We start from the raw sequence: 13724 nt of genomic DNA on the forward strand, positions 1-13724 counted from the left end.
CGCATGGGGCGAGCGGACGGATCGGGGCGCATCGTGTCGCCCGACGACGCCGACGACTCCGGCACCGGCATCCTGCACGTCGACATGGACGCCTTCTACGCGTCGGTGGAGGTGCTCGACGACCCGTCGCTGCGGGGCAAACCGGTCGTGATCGGCGCGCCCGACGGCCGCTCCGTGGTGTCCAGCGCGTCGTACGAGGCGCGGCGCTTCGGCGTCCGCTCCGCGATGCCGATGGGGCAGGCGCTGCGTCTCTGCCCGCAGGCCGTCGTGGTGCTGCCGCACTTCGACCGGTACCAGGCCGTCTCGGCGCAGGTGATGGACGTGTTCCGCAGCTTCACCCCGCTGGTCGAGCCTCTGTCGATCGACGAGGCGTTCCTCGACGTCCGCGGGGCGCGGCGGCTGTGGGGCAGTCCGGGGAGGATCGCGCGGCTCATCCGCGAGCGGATCGCGGCCGAGGTGGGGATCACCGCGAGCGTGGGCGTGGCGGCCACCAAGCACGTGGCCAAGATGGCGTCGACGATGTCGAAGCCGGACGGGCTGCTCATCGTGCCGGCCGACCGCACCCAGGAGTTCCTGGACCCGAAGCCCGTGCGCGCGATCTGGGGCGTGGGGCCGAAGGCCGCCGAGGCGCTCGAGTCGCGCGCGATCCGCACGATCAAGGACGTCCGCACCACGCCGCCGCACGTGCTCGAGCGGATCGTCGGCCATGCGGGCGCCGAGCGGCTGGCGCAGCTCGCGCGGGGCATCGACGTGCGCGAGGTCGAGACCTCGCGCACCGAGAAGAGCATCGGCCACGAGGAGACGTTCGAGACCGACGTCGCGGATGTGGAGCTGCTGCGCGCCGAGCTGCTGCGGCTCTCCGACCGCGTGGCGGCCCGGCTCCGACGCGCCGGCTTCGAGGCGGCGGGCGTGGCGATCAAGGTGCGCTTCTCGGACTTCTCCACGATCACCCGCTCCGCCACGCTGCCGGAGCCGTCGGCCGTGGGCCAGCGGCTCGGCGAGGCGTCGCGGGATCTGCTCGCGAACGTCGACCTGCGCCTGCCCGTGCGTCTCATCGGGGTGCGCGCGGAGCGCCTGCGGCCCGCGGGCGCGGGAGGCGTGGCGCTGTGGGACGACGACGCGGACTGGAAGCGTATCGAGGGCACGCTCGACGACGCGCTCGCCCGGTTCGGGCGCGGCGCCGTCACGCGCGCGACCTTCCTCGGCCGCGAGGACCGCCGGCACCTCCCGTCGCACCCGCGCCCACCTGCCGACTCGGACTGAGTTCCTCTTTCAGAAGCGTCTCGCACGCTGCGGGGCCGCAAGCGGCACCCTTGCGAGCGAGGCTGCTCGCTTCGCTCCCCGCGGCAGCGCTGACGCGCTGCGGGAGTCGCTTCGCTCCACGCTCGCTTCGCTCGCACGAGGTCGTTGCCCGGCCGTTGAGCGGAGCGACCGCACCTCCACCGGTCGTTCAGCGGAGCGAAGCGGAGTCGAAACGGTCGAAGCCTCCCGCTCGGCATCGGCCGACGGGTACGGTGGGGACATGCCCAACATCGCACTCGAACTCGGCAGGCTCTCCGCGAACATCGGCGTGAACAGCGCCTATGGCGAGCAGCAGGACGTCGACGGCGTGCGCATCGTCCCGGTCGCCGCGACCTGGACAGGCTTCGGCGGAGGGTCGGACGAGTCCGGCAACGGCGGCGGGGGCGGCGGCGGCTTCTCGGCACCCATCGGCGCGTACGTGCGCCGCGGCGACACCCTCACGTTCGAGCCGAACATCGTGTCGCTCCTGGCGGTCGGGATCCCGTTCATCTGGGTCACCGGGCGCGTGCTGGCCCGCATCATCCGTGTCCTCAAGAAGTAGCGCCGCAGAGTCCTTCCCGAGCGCTCACGACGCCGCGTTCCGTGCGGTCGCGACCGCGGTCGCGCGCCTGGACGTCGCGGCTCCGCGCGTGCTGATCGACGGGCGCAGCGGCAGCGGCAAGACGACGCTCGCCGCCCGGCTCTCAGCGGAGTGGCCGCGCGCGGGGGAGCGGCCCCAGCTGGTCGCGCTCGACTCGCTCTACCCCGGATGGGACGGGCTCGAGGAGGGGACGCGGCTCGCGCACGAGTGGCTGCTCGTCCCGCACGCCGCCGGGATCGAGGGGCGGTGGCGCCGGTTCGACTGGGACGTGCAGGCGTTCGCCGAGCCGCACGTGGTCGCACCGGACCGTCCGCTGATCGTCGAGGGCTCCGGCGCTCTGACTCCGGCCGCAGCCGGTCTGGTGCACGTCGCCGTGTGGGTCGACGCGCCCGAGCCCTCGCGGAAGGCGCGCGCCCTCGAACGCGATGGCGACACGTACGCGCCCCACTGGGACCGCTGGGCGGCTCAGGAGGCGCGCCACATCGAGACGCACGACCCCCGAGCGCTCGCAGACCTCGTCTTCGATCTGCTCTAGAGGCGGATCAGGCCGTGTCGCCCTGCTCGGCCGCCTGCACGAGGCCCTCGAGGCGGTAGCCGAGCCAGTCGTACACGCCGTAACGCGGGTCGTCCGGGTCGTGATCCTGATCGTCCTCGACGATGCCGAGGCGGTTCGCGATCACCAGGCGCACGGCGGCCAGCGTGCGCAGCCAGGACTCGATGCTGTCTCCCTCGAGCGACACGTCGACCGGCGCCAGCTCGTCCTCCACCCGCTCCACCCGGGCGAGGTCGTCGAGCACCACGCGCGCGTCGTGCGCGCGCCGGCGCAGCAGGTCGGCCCGCGTGACCGCGCGGAACTCGCGGGACGCCTCCGGGTCCTCGGGATACACGTCCGGCGTGAGCCGCTCGATCGCGGGATCCGGGAGCGTGGGCGTGCTGTCCACGAGATCCGCGAACTGCCGCACGAGGTCGGCGAGGTGCGTGACCTCGATGCGGGTCAGGGTCAGCAGGACGATCCTGTCGCTCACTGGGGGCTCCTCCGTACGGTGGCCCACAGGCCGTAGTCGTGCATGGCCTGCGCGTGCAGCTCCATCTGCTCGCGGGCGCCTTCGGCGACGACCGCGTGTCCCTCATTGTGGACCGCGAGCATCAGCTGGGTCGCCCGCTCGACGCTGTACCCGAAGTACTCGCGGAACACACGGACGACGTAGCTCATGAGGTTGACCGGGTCGTTCCAGACCACGGTCTGCCAGGGGACGTCGGCGGCCTCCTGCTCGTGGAGCCGGACGTCCTCATGGAGGTCGGGGAGCGCGGCGCCGACCATCACGCCCACCCCAGCTCGTGCAGGCGCTCGTCGTCGATCCCGTAGAAGTGCGCGATCTCGTGCACCAGCGTCGTGTGGATCTCGTCTCGCAGCTCGTCCTCCGTCTCGCACGCGGCGAGATGCGGCTCGCGGTACACGATGATCCGGTCCGGGAGCTCGCCCATGCCGTATCGATCCCGCTCGGTGAGCGCGAGCCCGTCGTAGAGCCCGAACAGATCGAGCGATCCGTCCTCCGGGCGATCCTCGACGACGAACACGACGTTGTCCAGCCCGTCGACCATGTCGTCGGGCAGCCGATCGAGCTCGTCGACGACGAGCCGCTCGAAAGCGTCGGCGTCCATGTCGATCATGAGGACTTCCGCCAGGAGTGAGTGGGGTGGCTGACGGGGCTTGAACCCGCGACCCCCGCGACCACAACGCGGTGCTCTACCAACTGAGCTACAGCCACCGTGGCCCCCGATGTCTCGGGGACAACCTCTTCATTCTGTCACATGTCCGAGGCAAATGACGAAACGACCGACGAAGCGATCGCGCGTGCCGCGTCGCTGGTGGGACCCGGCTCGGCCACGAACACGGCGCGACGGTAGTACTCGAGCTCGCGGATGGACTCCAGGATGTCCGCGAGTGCGCGGTGGCCGCCGTCCTTCGCGGGCGCGTGGATGTACGCCCGCGGGAACCAGCGCCGCGACAGCTCCTTGACGCTCGAGACGTCGACGTTCCGATAGTGCAGGTAGGTGTCGACCTGGGGCATGTACTTGGCCAGGAACATCCGGTCGGTGCCGATCGTGTTGCCGGCCAGCGGGGCCTTGCGCTCCTGGGGGGCGAAGCGGCGGATGTACTCGAGCGCGAGGCGCTCGGCCTCCTCGAGCGGCACGCCGCCCGGGATCTCGTCCAGCAGACCCGACTTCCGGTGCATCTCCGTGACGAACTCGCCCATGTGATCGAGCGCTGCCTGCGACGGCTTGATGACGACCTGGAAACCGGGGTCGAGGATCCGCAGCTCGAAGTCGGTCACGACGATCGCGATCTCGACCAGCTCGTCGACCGCGAGGTCGAGGCCCGTCATCTCGCAGTCGATCCAGACGAGCCGGTCGTTCTCGGAGGCGCCTACCATGCGCTCCAGCCTATCGACGGCCGCTGACGCACGCCGACGCGGCCGCGTGGGCCGGGCGCGGTACCGTAGTTGCAGGCCCCCTTAGCTCAGTGGACAGAGCAGCAAGCTTCTACCTTGTCGGTCGAGGGTTCGAATCCTTCAGGGGGCGCTTCGCGGTGAACCGTCTGTTCGGTCAGCGGCCCGTTTGCGGGCCCGGAGCTCGCGAGTGTAGTCCCGCCGTCGGGTGCGGCAGGGCTCGCAAGGGCAGTCGCGGCGGCCCTTCGCGCCTCCGCCATGGGGAACGAACCGGCGGTCCTCCGGTGGGTCGACGACCGGGTCCGGCACATCATCCCCGGCATCGAGCAGGTGCCTGCGGAAGCCTGCGCGGTTCGCGGTGCGCCGACGGTGGCAGTTGGCGCACACGACCTCGCACTTCTCGATCTCGGTGAGGATGGCGCGCCACGATCGGGTGGAGGCGCCGACTGCGCGACTGATGTCGAACTTCTTGTCAGTCCCGGGGAGATGGTCGAACTCGAGCATCACCAGGTCCGGCTCGCCGCAGTCGGAGCAGGGGTGCGCTCGGAGGTACTCGACCATGCGCGGGAAATTGCGATGTCGATGGCGCGCTTGAAGCTCGTACAGGCGTTCACGGGAGATGGCCATGCCCGCGACATTAGAACATACCTCCGACATCGCTGCGGGAGTGCGCCCACCGATGTCAAGGGGTTCCGCCCATCCGTTCGCGGGCGTAACGTGCGAGGCGAGCGGAAGGAGTCGACGATGATGACGACGCACACACGGCGTCTCTATGTGGCGTACGGACCGAACGGGGCCGTCGGATCGATCCGGGAGGTCGACGACGGGTCCTGGGCGGTGACCATGAGCGGCGCGGAGGCGCCGATCGGTCAGTATCCGTCGCTGGACATCGCCAAGAACGCGTTGACCTCGCACCTGCGACCGGGGTCCGCACGCCCCGAGTTCCGGGAGCACTGAGCCACCGGAGCACGCCCGCTCGATGCGGGCGACGAACCCCGCGCTCGCCCGGTCATGCAGGGACGGGCGCGGGGTTCGCGCGTGCGCGGGGTGCGCGCGTGTCGAGCAGGCGCAGCGCCACGTCCACGCACGGGCCGATCAGCACCGCGAACGCGACCGTGCCCCAGCCCACCGTGCCGCCCAGAAGCCACCCGAGCGCCAGGACCGTGAGCTCCACGGTCGCGCGAGCGCGCCAGACGGGCCAGCCGGCCCGGCGATGCAGGCCGGTCATGAGCCCGTCCCGCGGGCCGGCCCCGAAGCGCGCGCCGATGTACAGGCCCGACGCGAGGCCGACCAGGGCGATTCCGCCGAACAGCGCGGCGATGCGCCAGCCCAGGGCGTCGATCGGCGGCATCAGGTCGAGCGTCACCTGCAGGGCCGCGCCGACGATCAGGATGTTGAGGATCGTGCCCATCCCCGGCCGCTCGCGGAGCGGGATCCAGGCGAGCAGCACGAGCGCGCCGATCAGGATCGTCACCCATCCGATGCCGATGCCGGTGCGCACGGACAGGCCCTCCGCCAGGACGGTCCACGGATCCAGACCCACGCCCGCCTCCACGGTCAGGGCCACGCCCACCCCGTAGAGAGGGAGGCCGACGAGGAGCTGGACGATGCGGCGGGCGAGGGAGCGGGGCGGCGCGGACGGGTCGGCGGAGGGTGCGGGCATGCCATCAGTCCACCGCGAGATTGGCCTTCGGTAAAGAGGCCAATCCGGCTATGGTGGCTCCATGCTCGACTCCCGACTCTCCGCCCGAGCGCTGGACGCGCTGCTCGGCCCCTGGCGCACGCGCGAGCCCGCCTACGAGGCCCTCGCGGATGCGATCCGGCTGCTGTGCCTGGACAACCGGATCGCGCCGCACACGGCGCTGCCCGCCGAGCGGGAGCTCGCGTCGCGCCTCGGCGTGAGCCGGACGACCGTGGCGGCCGCATACCGCAGCCTGCGCGCGAGCCGGCACATCGACAGCGTCCGCGGCTCGGGCAGCATCACGCGCCCGCTGGGCCGCCGCGACCTCGGCCGGATCGCCGCGGACGAGGGCATGGTCGACCTGCAGCAGGCGAGTCCCGCGGCATGGCCCGGGCTCGCGGCCGTGTACGCCGAGACGGCCGGCGATGCGCCCGCCCTGATGGCCCGGCCCGGCTACGACGTGACCGGCCGCCGCGGGCTGCGCGAGGCGATCGCGCGGCGCTACACCGAGCGCGGCCTGCCCACCGAGGCCGCGCAGATCCTGGTCACGAACGGCGCCCAGAGCGCGATCTCGCTGGTCGCCACGCTGCTCGTCGCGCGCGGCGACCGCGTGCTGCTCGAGACGCCCACCTACCCGCACGCCGCGGAGGCGTTCGCGCGGCAGGGCGCGCGGCTGGTCGGCGTCCCGGTGACCGTGGGCGAGGGGTGGGATCTGGAGCGCGCGGAGCACGCCATCCTGCGCTCGCGCCCCACCGCCCTGTACCTCATGCCGGACTTCCACAACCCGACGGGCGAGTCGATGGCGGTCGAGGCAAGAGGGCGGATCGCCGAGCTCGCGCGATCGGTCGGCGCCCACGTGATCGTCGACGAGACCACCGCGGAGCTCGGCGTCGAACGGGTGATCTCGCCGCTGCCGTTCGCGTCCGTCGACGCGGGCGAGGGCGTGATCACGCTGGGCTCGTTCGGCAAGACGGTGTGGGGCGGTCTGCGGATCGGCTGGATCCGCGCCGACGTCGACATGATCCGCAGGCTCGCCGCCGCTCGGCCGACCACGGATCTCGGCACGCCCGAGTTCGAGCAGGCGGTCGCCGAGCGGCTCCTGCCGCGCATGGGGGACATCCTGATCCAGCGGTCCCAGCTGCTGCGCGAGGGGCGCGACGCGCTCGTGCGCGTGCTGGGACCCGCGGTGCCGGAATGGGACATCCCGTCGGTCGCCGGCGGGGTCGCCCTGTGGGTGGGCCTCGGCGCCCCGCGCAGCTCGGCGCTCACGCTCGCCGCGCGGCGGCGCGGCCTGCTGCTGTCAGCCGGGCCCAGGTTCTCGGTCGGCGGCGGTCACGAGCGCCACATCCGCGTGCCCTTCACGGCTCCGGCGCCGGTGCTCGACCGCGCCGCGCTGATGCTGGTCGACGCCTGGCGCGACGTCGCCGACGGGGGAGCCGAGGCCGGCGAGGCCGCTCCGCTCGACGCCGTCGTCTGAGCCGCGCCGCTGCGCGTCACACGCGCAGGCTCGCGACCGCCTCGTCGGCCGACCAGAACTCGCCGACGACGAGGAAGCGCGCGGTGGCCGCCTGCAGCCTCTCCGCGCGGTACCGCGTGCCGAGCGGGTGCTCGACGACCCGCAGGTGGCCGATCACGGTGCCGCCGCGCCCCAAGACGCGCCAGAGGGCGGCGCCGGCGCGCACGAGCGTCTCGCGTCCTCGGACGGCCGGGGCGGGGACCGGGATGACGGGCGCGGCTGCGGCGAGTGCGGTGTCGTGCATGAGTGCTCCTCTCGCGACAGACGGTACGGGGGGCCGCCGACATCGGCCGGGACCCCGGAACACCTGCGGACGCGTAGCGTTGTGAAGGATGTGCCGCATTCGGCGGCGAGAGGAGTTGGACATGCAGACCTTCGTTCTGGCCGGCGGATGCTTCTGGTGCCTGGACGCGGCGTATCGCGCGCTGTCCGGGGTCGAGAGCGTCGTCTCGGGCTACACGGGCGGAGCCGTGCCTCACCCGAGCTACGAGCTGGTGTGCACCGGCACGACCGGTCACGCCGAGGCGGTCAAGGTCACGTTCGATCCCGAGCGCATCCCGGCCGACGTCATCCTGGACGCGTTCTTCACGATGCACGACCCTCGGCAGCTGAACCACCAGGGGGCCGACACCGGCACGCAGTACCGCTCGGCGATGTTCCCCGCGGACGACGCGCAGCGCGAGCAGTTCGAGGCCGCGCGCGAGCGCGCCTCCGAGATCTGGGATGCGCCGATCGGCGACGTGGAGGGGACGATCGTCACCCGGATCGAGCCGCTCGGCGCGTTCTACGACGCGGAGGACCACCACCAGGACTTCTTCGCGAAGAACCCGAACCAGGGCTACTGCCTGGCGGTGGCCGTCCCGAAGGTCAACAAGGTGCGCGCCCGGTTCGCGGAGTACGTCGCCTGACGATCGCGGGGCTCGTCCCCAGGCGTCGGATCCGCCCCCGTTCCCCATGGAACGGGGGCGGAGCCGCATCCGGGGCCGTCTGTCGCGTCACAGTCGTCCCGAGGCCGACCAGCGGCCGACCGGAGACGTCTCCGGCGAGAGAAGGGACGACCATGGGCGACATCATCACGATCACCGGCAACATCGCGACCGAGCCCGAGCGGAACACGCTGCCGAGCGGCATCGCCGTGACGCGCTTCCGGCTCGCGAGCCCCACACGGAGGTACGACCGCGCGGCGAACGCATGGGTCGACGGCGCCACCAACTGGTACAGCGTCTCGGCGTACCGCGGGCTGGCAGACAACGCCGCGGCGTCGCTGCACAAGGGCGAACGCGTCGTCGTGTCGGGCCGGCTGCGCCTGCGCACGTGGGAGTCCGACGGTCGCAAGGGCATGGAGGCGGAGGTCGACGCCGACGCGCTCGGCCACGACCTGCGGTTCGGCACGACGGCCTTCCAGCGCACGGCGCCGCGCAGCGCGGCCGCGGACGCTCAGGGCGCGAGCGGCGCGCAGGAGGGCGTGCAGGACGACTGGGCGCCGGCGCAGTCCACCGCCGGCGCGGACGATCCCGAGGCGGAGACGCTTCCGGATCCCGAGCTCGCCGACGCCACGCCGTTCTGAGCCGCCGCGCGGCCACCCTAGACTCGGCGGCGTGACCCCGCGACGCGACCCCTCCGCGACGGCCAGCCGCCGCCCGAGGCACGGCCGCACCCGGGCGGGCGCCGTGGCGACGGTGCTCGCGACGGCCGCGATGCTCGCGGGGTGCGCCGCCGACGCGCCCCGCCCGGGCCGGTCCGATGCGCCGACGGTCTCGGCCCCGGCCGCGCCGTCCGCCTCGGCGACGGCATCGGTCGCGCCGTCGGAGCCCGCGGAGGGGTCGACGGCACTGGTGCCCGACGGCACCGCCGCCGACAACCTGGCCCTCTTCACCGAGGTCGCCGAGCGGGTGTGGGCCTCGGACCGCCGGCCCGAGGGGCGTGCCTACGTCGACGCGCTCGTCGCCGCCGGATTCGACAAGGCGGCCATGCAGGTCACCGAGGACCTGAGCACGGTCGGCAACCCCGCTGAGTCCCTGCAGTTCTCGGTCCTGTGGGGCGACGAGTGCCTGGTCGGCCAGGTCGGTCCCGACATCGGCGAGGCCGTCACGCGAGTGCTGCCCGCCCTCGAGGAGGGCACTATGTGCCTGGTGGGGGAGACCCGTCCCATCGACTGGTGAGCCGCGGGTCGCCGCCGCGGCGCCGCGCGGGCCGCATGCGCCCCATCCGTCCAGGGTCAGCGCCCTAGACTGGGAGCCAAATGGCTGAATACATCTACTCAATGGTGCGCGCCCGCAAGAAGGTGGGCGACAAGCTCATCCTCGACGACGTGACGATGGCGTTCCTGCCCGGTGCGAAGATCGGCATGGTCGGTCCCAACGGCGCCGGAAAGTCCACGATCCTCAAGATCATGGCGGGCCTCGACACGCCGTCGAACGGCGAGGCGAAGCTGACCCCCGGCTACAGCGTCGGCATCCTGATGCAGGAGCCCGAGCTCGACGAGTCGAAGACGGTCCTGGAGAACATCCAGGACGGCATCGCCATCAAGGCGAAGGTCGACCGCTTCAACGAGATCTCCGCGCTGATGGCCGAGCCGGACGCCGACTTCGACGCGCTGCTGGCCGAGATGGGCACGCTGCAGGAGGAGATCGACGCGGCCGACGGCTGGGACCTCGACTCGCAGCTCGAGCAGGCCATGGACGCGCTGCGCACGCCGCCGGCCGACGCGGCGATCGCGCCGCTGTCGGGTGGTGAGCGCCGCCGCGTGGCGCTCGCGAAGCTGCTGCTCCAGAAGCCCGACCTGCTGCTCCTGGACGAGCCGACCAACCACCTCGACGCCGAGAGCGTGCTGTGGCTCGAGCAGCACCTGCAGGCGTACAAGGGCGCCGTCATCGCGATCACCCACGACCGGTACTTCCTCGACCACGTCGCGGAGTGGATCGCCGAGGTCGACCGCGGGCGCCTCTACCCCTACGAGGGCAACTACTCGACCTACCTCGAGAAGAAGGCCGACCGCCTCGAGGTCCAGGGCAAGAAGGACGCCAAGCTCCAGAAGCGCCTCAAGGAGGAGCTCGAGTGGGTGCGCAGCAGCGCGAAGGGCCGCCAGGCGAAGTCCAAGGCCCGTCTGCAGCGCTACGAGGAGATGGCGGCCGAGGCCGAGCGCACGCGGAAGCTGGACTTCGAGGAGATCCAGATCCCGGCCGGCCCGCGCCTCGGCAGCGTGGTGATCGACGCGAAGAACCTGAAGAAGGGCTTCGACAGCCGCGGCACGCTGATCGAGAACCTCAGCTTCAACCTCCCCCCGAACGGCATCGTCGGCATCATCGGCCCGAACGGCGTCGGCAAGACCACGCTGTTCAAGACGATCGTGGGCCTCGAGCCGCTCGACGGCGGCGAGCTGAAGATCGGCGAGACGGTCAAGATCAGCTACGTCGATCAGAACCGCTCCAACATCGACCCCGACAAGACGCTGTGGGAGGTCGTCTCGGACGGTCTGGACATCATCACGGTCGGAAAGACCGAGATCCCGTCGCGCGCCTACGTGTCGAAGTTCGGCTTCAAGGGCCCGGACCAGCAGAAGAAGGCCGGCGTGCTGTCGGGCGGTGAGCGCAACCGCCTGAACCTCGCGCTCACGCTCAAGCAGGGCGGCAATCTCCTGCTCCTCGACGAGCCGACCAACGACCTCGACGTCGAGACCCTGAGCTCGCTCGAGAACGCGCTGCTGGACTTCCCGGGCTGCGCCGTGGTCATCACGCACGACCGGTGGTTCCTCGACCGCATCGCGACGCACATCCTGGCGTACGAGGGCACGGACGAGAACCCGGCGCAGTGGTACTGGTTCGAGGGCAACTTCGAGTCGTACGAGGCGAACAAGATCGAGCGCCTCGGCCCGGAGGCGGCCCGCCCGCACCGCACCACGCACCGCAAGCTGACGCGCGACTGATGCGCCGCCCCCTCGAGCAGCCGCGCATGACCCGCGTCCACATCCCGATCCACCGTCGCTGGGGAGACCTCGACGCGCTCGGGCACGTGAACAACACGTCGATGCTGAAGCTGCTCGAGGAGGCGCGCCTGCGCGCCTTCTGGCGGTCCGAGGATCCCGCCGACCAGGCGCCCACCGCTGTGTTCGACGCCGACGTGCTTGAGGGCGGCGGCGCCGTCGCGACCCTCATCGCACGGCAGGAGATCGAGTACCTCAAGCCGGTGCCGTACGGCCACAAGCCGCTCGACGTGCAGCTGTGGCTGGGGCGGATCGGCGGCTCGAGCGCCGAGGTCTGCTACGAGGTGTTCAGTCCCGCCGGCGGCGAGCCGCAGGAGCTCTACGCCCGCGCCTCAGCCGTGGTGGTGCTCGTCGACACCGCCAGCGGCCGGCCCACACGGCTTCCGGCGGCCGTGCGCGACGCCTGGGCGCCGTACGTCGAGGAGCCGATCGCCTTCGGCCGCCGCTGACCGCATCCGCGACGACCCGCGCGGCCTCAGGATGCGGGAGACTGGAAGACGGCCATCTCGCCGACCAGGGAGCCTCATGACCATCAGCACCGCCGACGCCTTCGCGCGCGAGCGATACCCGTACCTTCGCGCGCACGCGGACCGCGTCTACCTCGACTCCGCGGCGACGTCCCAGCGACCGGACGCCGTGCTCGAGGCCGAGGACGCCTTCGCGCGCACCGAGTACGCGGCCGTGCACCGCGGCTCCAGCATGGCGACGGGTGAGGCGACCTGGGCGTTCGAGGGCGCGCGCGAGAGGATCGCGAGGTTCGTCGGCGCGGGGGAGCGCGAGATCGTCTTCACCGAGAACGCCACCGACGCGCTGAACGTGGTCGCCCTCGGCCTGTCGGACGCGTCCGCCGGGCTCGGCGCGCCCGAGCTGGCCCTGAAGCCCGGCGACGAGATCGTCGTGACCACGGCCGAGCACCACGCCAACCTCATCCCGTGGCAGCGCCTCGCGCGCCGCACGGGCGCGATCCTGCGCGCGGTGCCGGTCGACGAGCACGGCGTCTGGTCGGTCGACGACCTCGCGGCCCTCGTGTCGGATCGCACGCGGATCGTCGCCTTCGCGCACGTCTCGAACGTGACCGGCCACATCGCCCCGGTCGCCGACGTCGTGGAGATCGCCCGTTCGGCGGGTGCCCTGACCGTCCTCGACGCGTGCCAGTCCGCGCCGCACCTCCCGCTTGACCTCGGCGCCCTCGGGGTCGACTTCGCCGCCTTCTCGGCCCACAAGATGCTCGGCCCGACCGGCGTCGGCGCCCTGTACGGACGCGCCGAGCTGCTCGACGCGCTGCCCCCGGCGCGGACCGGCGGGTCCACGATCACCACCGTGACGCTCGACGACGCCGAGTTCCTGCCGTCGCCGCAGCGCTTCGAGGCCGGCACGCAGCCGGTCACGCAGGCCGTCGGCTTCGGCGCGGCCGCCGAGCACCTCTCCGGCATCGGCATGGACCGCGTCCGCGCGCACGAGGCCGAGATGGCCGGCCTGCTCGTCGACGCCGTCCTCGCCGTGCCGGGCGTGCGGCTCGTGGGCCCGCAGGCGGGCGCCGAGCGCGCCGGCCTGGTGAGCTTCGTCGTCGACGGCGTGCACGCGCACGACGTCGGCCAGTTCCTGGACGATCGGGGGATCACCGTGCGCACCGGACATCACTGCGCGCAGCCGCTGCATCGCGCGCTGGGCGTCGCCGCGACCACGCGGGCGAGCGCCTACGTGTACACGACCGCCGACGACGTGGCCAGCTTTGGCGCGGCCCTCGCCGAGGTGCGCGGATTCTTCGGAGCGGACCGATGAGCGCCGAGCTCGAGAGCCTGTACCGCGAACTGATCCTGGATCACTCCCGCAACCCAGTCGGCAAGGGCGACCCGTCCACGACCGCGCACACGCACCACGAGCTCAACCCGTCCTGCGGGGACGAGATCACGATGGGCGTCACGCTCGACGCCGACGGGCGGATCTCGGAGCTCGTGTGGGAGGGGCAGGGCTGCAGCATCTCGATGGCGTCCGCGTCGGTCATGGCCGACATGCTCGCGGGCGCGCCCAAGGCGGACGCACTCGAGCGCATCGAGGAGTTCCGCACCATGCTGCGCTCCCGTGGCGCCGGCGAGCCGCCGGAGTCGCTCGAGGACGCGGCGGCGTTCCAGGGCGTCGCGAAGTACGTGATGCGCATCAAGTGCGCGATGCTCGGCTGGGTCGCGCTCGAGGCCTGCCTGAACCAGGCGTGA

General features: G+C 72.0%; 19 protein-coding genes and 2 tRNA genes. 13 read left to right on the forward strand and 8 right to left on the reverse strand.

Annotation, left to right across the window (positions count from 1 at the left end):
- Positions 1–3 precede the first annotated feature (3 nt).
- From ASD19_RS08695 to ASD19_RS14375, 3 genes are all read left to right on the forward strand, one after another.
- Complete coding sequence (locus ASD19_RS08695) at positions 4–1263, forward strand: DNA polymerase IV (RefSeq protein WP_055991269.1); 1260 nt, start codon at positions 4–6, stop codon at positions 1261–1263.
- 259 nt (positions 1264–1522) lie between these two features.
- The gene (locus ASD19_RS14370; RefSeq protein WP_055991272.1) at positions 1523–1843 is read left to right on the forward strand and encodes a hypothetical protein; all 321 of its coding nucleotides are present in this window, start codon (positions 1523–1525) and stop codon (positions 1841–1843) included.
- A complete protein-coding gene (locus ASD19_RS14375; RefSeq protein WP_235563008.1) occupies positions 1827–2417 on the forward strand; it encodes a hypothetical protein in 591 nt (196 codons plus the stop codon). The genes ASD19_RS14370 and ASD19_RS14375 overlap by 17 nt, the downstream gene beginning before the upstream one ends.
- Before the next feature lie 7 nt (positions 2418–2424).
- On the opposite strand, the gene ASD19_RS08710 is transcribed toward ASD19_RS14375, so the two are convergent.
- From ASD19_RS08710 to orn, 5 genes are all read right to left on the reverse strand, one after another.
- Entirely contained in the window at positions 2425–2907 is a 483-nt protein-coding gene (locus tag ASD19_RS08710; protein WP_235563009.1) for a DUF2017 family protein, read from the reverse strand.
- The gene (gene clpS, locus ASD19_RS08715) at positions 2904–3203 is read right to left on the reverse strand and encodes an ATP-dependent Clp protease adapter ClpS (protein WP_082543110.1); all 300 of its coding nucleotides are present in this window, start codon (positions 3201–3203) and stop codon (positions 2904–2906) included. The genes ASD19_RS08710 and clpS overlap by 4 nt, the downstream gene beginning before the upstream one ends.
- The gene (locus tag ASD19_RS08720) at positions 3203–3553 is read right to left on the reverse strand and encodes a metallopeptidase family protein (RefSeq protein ID WP_055991281.1); all 351 of its coding nucleotides are present in this window, start codon (positions 3551–3553) and stop codon (positions 3203–3205) included. Before ASD19_RS08720 ends, clpS begins: the two co-directional genes overlap by 1 nt.
- A gap of 22 nt (positions 3554–3575) precedes the next feature.
- Positions 3576–3651: transfer RNA gene (locus ASD19_RS08725), tRNA-His, on the reverse strand.
- 39 nt (positions 3652–3690) lie between these two features.
- A complete protein-coding gene (gene orn / locus ASD19_RS08730; protein WP_055991284.1) occupies positions 3691–4317 on the reverse strand; it encodes an oligoribonuclease in 627 nt (208 codons plus the stop codon).
- A 75-nt stretch (positions 4318–4392) separates the two neighbouring features.
- Between orn and ASD19_RS08735 the strand changes: the two genes are divergently transcribed.
- Positions 4393–4465 (forward strand) — tRNA-Arg (locus ASD19_RS08735).
- Here the strand turns inward: ASD19_RS08735 and ASD19_RS14060 are convergent.
- A complete protein-coding gene (locus ASD19_RS14060) occupies positions 4456–4959 on the reverse strand; it encodes a hypothetical protein (protein WP_134745488.1) in 504 nt (167 codons plus the stop codon). The two genes, ASD19_RS08735 and ASD19_RS14060, sit on opposite strands and share 10 nt — an antisense overlap.
- A gap of 117 nt (positions 4960–5076) precedes the next feature.
- On the opposite strand from ASD19_RS14060, the gene ASD19_RS08740 reads away from it, so the two are divergent.
- Entirely contained in the window at positions 5077–5289 is a 213-nt protein-coding gene (locus ASD19_RS08740) for a hypothetical protein (RefSeq protein ID WP_055991287.1), read from the forward strand.
- Positions 5290–5341: 52 nt separating this feature from the next.
- Here ASD19_RS08740 and yczE read toward each other — a convergent pair whose 3' ends face one another.
- Positions 5342–5995 (reverse strand): membrane protein YczE, encoded by a 654-nt coding sequence (gene yczE, locus ASD19_RS08745; RefSeq protein WP_055991290.1) that lies wholly within the window; start codon positions 5993–5995, stop codon positions 5342–5344.
- Between the two features lie 61 nt (positions 5996–6056).
- On the opposite strand from yczE, the gene yczR reads away from it, so the two are divergent.
- The gene (gene yczR, locus ASD19_RS08750) at positions 6057–7490 is read left to right on the forward strand and encodes a MocR-like transcription factor YczR (protein WP_055991293.1); all 1434 of its coding nucleotides are present in this window, start codon (positions 6057–6059) and stop codon (positions 7488–7490) included.
- Positions 7491–7506: 16 nt separating this feature from the next.
- Here the strand turns inward: yczR and ASD19_RS08755 are convergent, their stop codons facing one another.
- Positions 7507–7773, reverse strand: a complete 267-nt coding sequence (locus ASD19_RS08755) for a hypothetical protein (protein ID WP_055991296.1) — start codon at positions 7771–7773, stop codon at positions 7507–7509.
- A 121-nt stretch (positions 7774–7894) separates the two neighbouring features.
- Here ASD19_RS08755 and msrA point away from each other — a divergent pair, with 121 nt between their 5' ends.
- The 7 genes from msrA to sufU all read left to right on the forward strand — a co-directional run bounded on the left by msrA (position 7895) and on the right by sufU (position 13724).
- Positions 7895–8437, forward strand: coding sequence for a peptide-methionine (S)-S-oxide reductase MsrA (gene msrA / locus ASD19_RS08760; protein WP_055991299.1), 543 nt, complete (start codon positions 7895–7897; stop codon positions 8435–8437).
- 152 nt (positions 8438–8589) lie between these two features.
- A complete protein-coding gene (gene ssb / locus ASD19_RS08765; RefSeq protein WP_055991302.1) occupies positions 8590–9096 on the forward strand; it encodes a single-stranded DNA-binding protein in 507 nt (168 codons plus the stop codon).
- Positions 9097–9127: 31 nt separating this feature from the next.
- A complete protein-coding gene (locus ASD19_RS14810; RefSeq protein WP_235563010.1) occupies positions 9128–9691 on the forward strand; it encodes a DUF6993 domain-containing protein in 564 nt (187 codons plus the stop codon).
- Positions 9692–9771: 80 nt separating this feature from the next.
- Positions 9772–11454, forward strand: coding sequence for an energy-dependent translational throttle protein EttA (gene ettA, locus ASD19_RS08775; protein ID WP_055991305.1), 1683 nt, complete (start codon positions 9772–9774; stop codon positions 11452–11454).
- Between the two features lie 26 nt (positions 11455–11480).
- Complete coding sequence (locus tag ASD19_RS08780) at positions 11481–11960, forward strand: acyl-CoA thioesterase (protein WP_055991507.1); 480 nt, start codon at positions 11481–11483, stop codon at positions 11958–11960.
- Positions 11961–12036: 76 nt separating this feature from the next.
- A complete protein-coding gene (locus ASD19_RS08785; RefSeq protein ID WP_082543103.1) occupies positions 12037–13293 on the forward strand; it encodes an aminotransferase class V-fold PLP-dependent enzyme in 1257 nt (418 codons plus the stop codon).
- Positions 13290–13724 (forward strand): Fe-S cluster assembly sulfur transfer protein SufU, encoded by a 435-nt coding sequence (gene sufU, locus ASD19_RS08790; RefSeq protein ID WP_055991311.1) that lies wholly within the window; start codon positions 13290–13292, stop codon positions 13722–13724. Before ASD19_RS08785 ends, sufU begins: the two co-directional genes overlap by 4 nt.

Origin of the sequence: Microbacterium sp. Root53, from assembly GCF_001426925.1 — a bacterium.
In the GTDB taxonomy this organism is placed as follows: domain Bacteria; phylum Actinomycetota; class Actinomycetes; order Actinomycetales; family Microbacteriaceae; genus Microbacterium.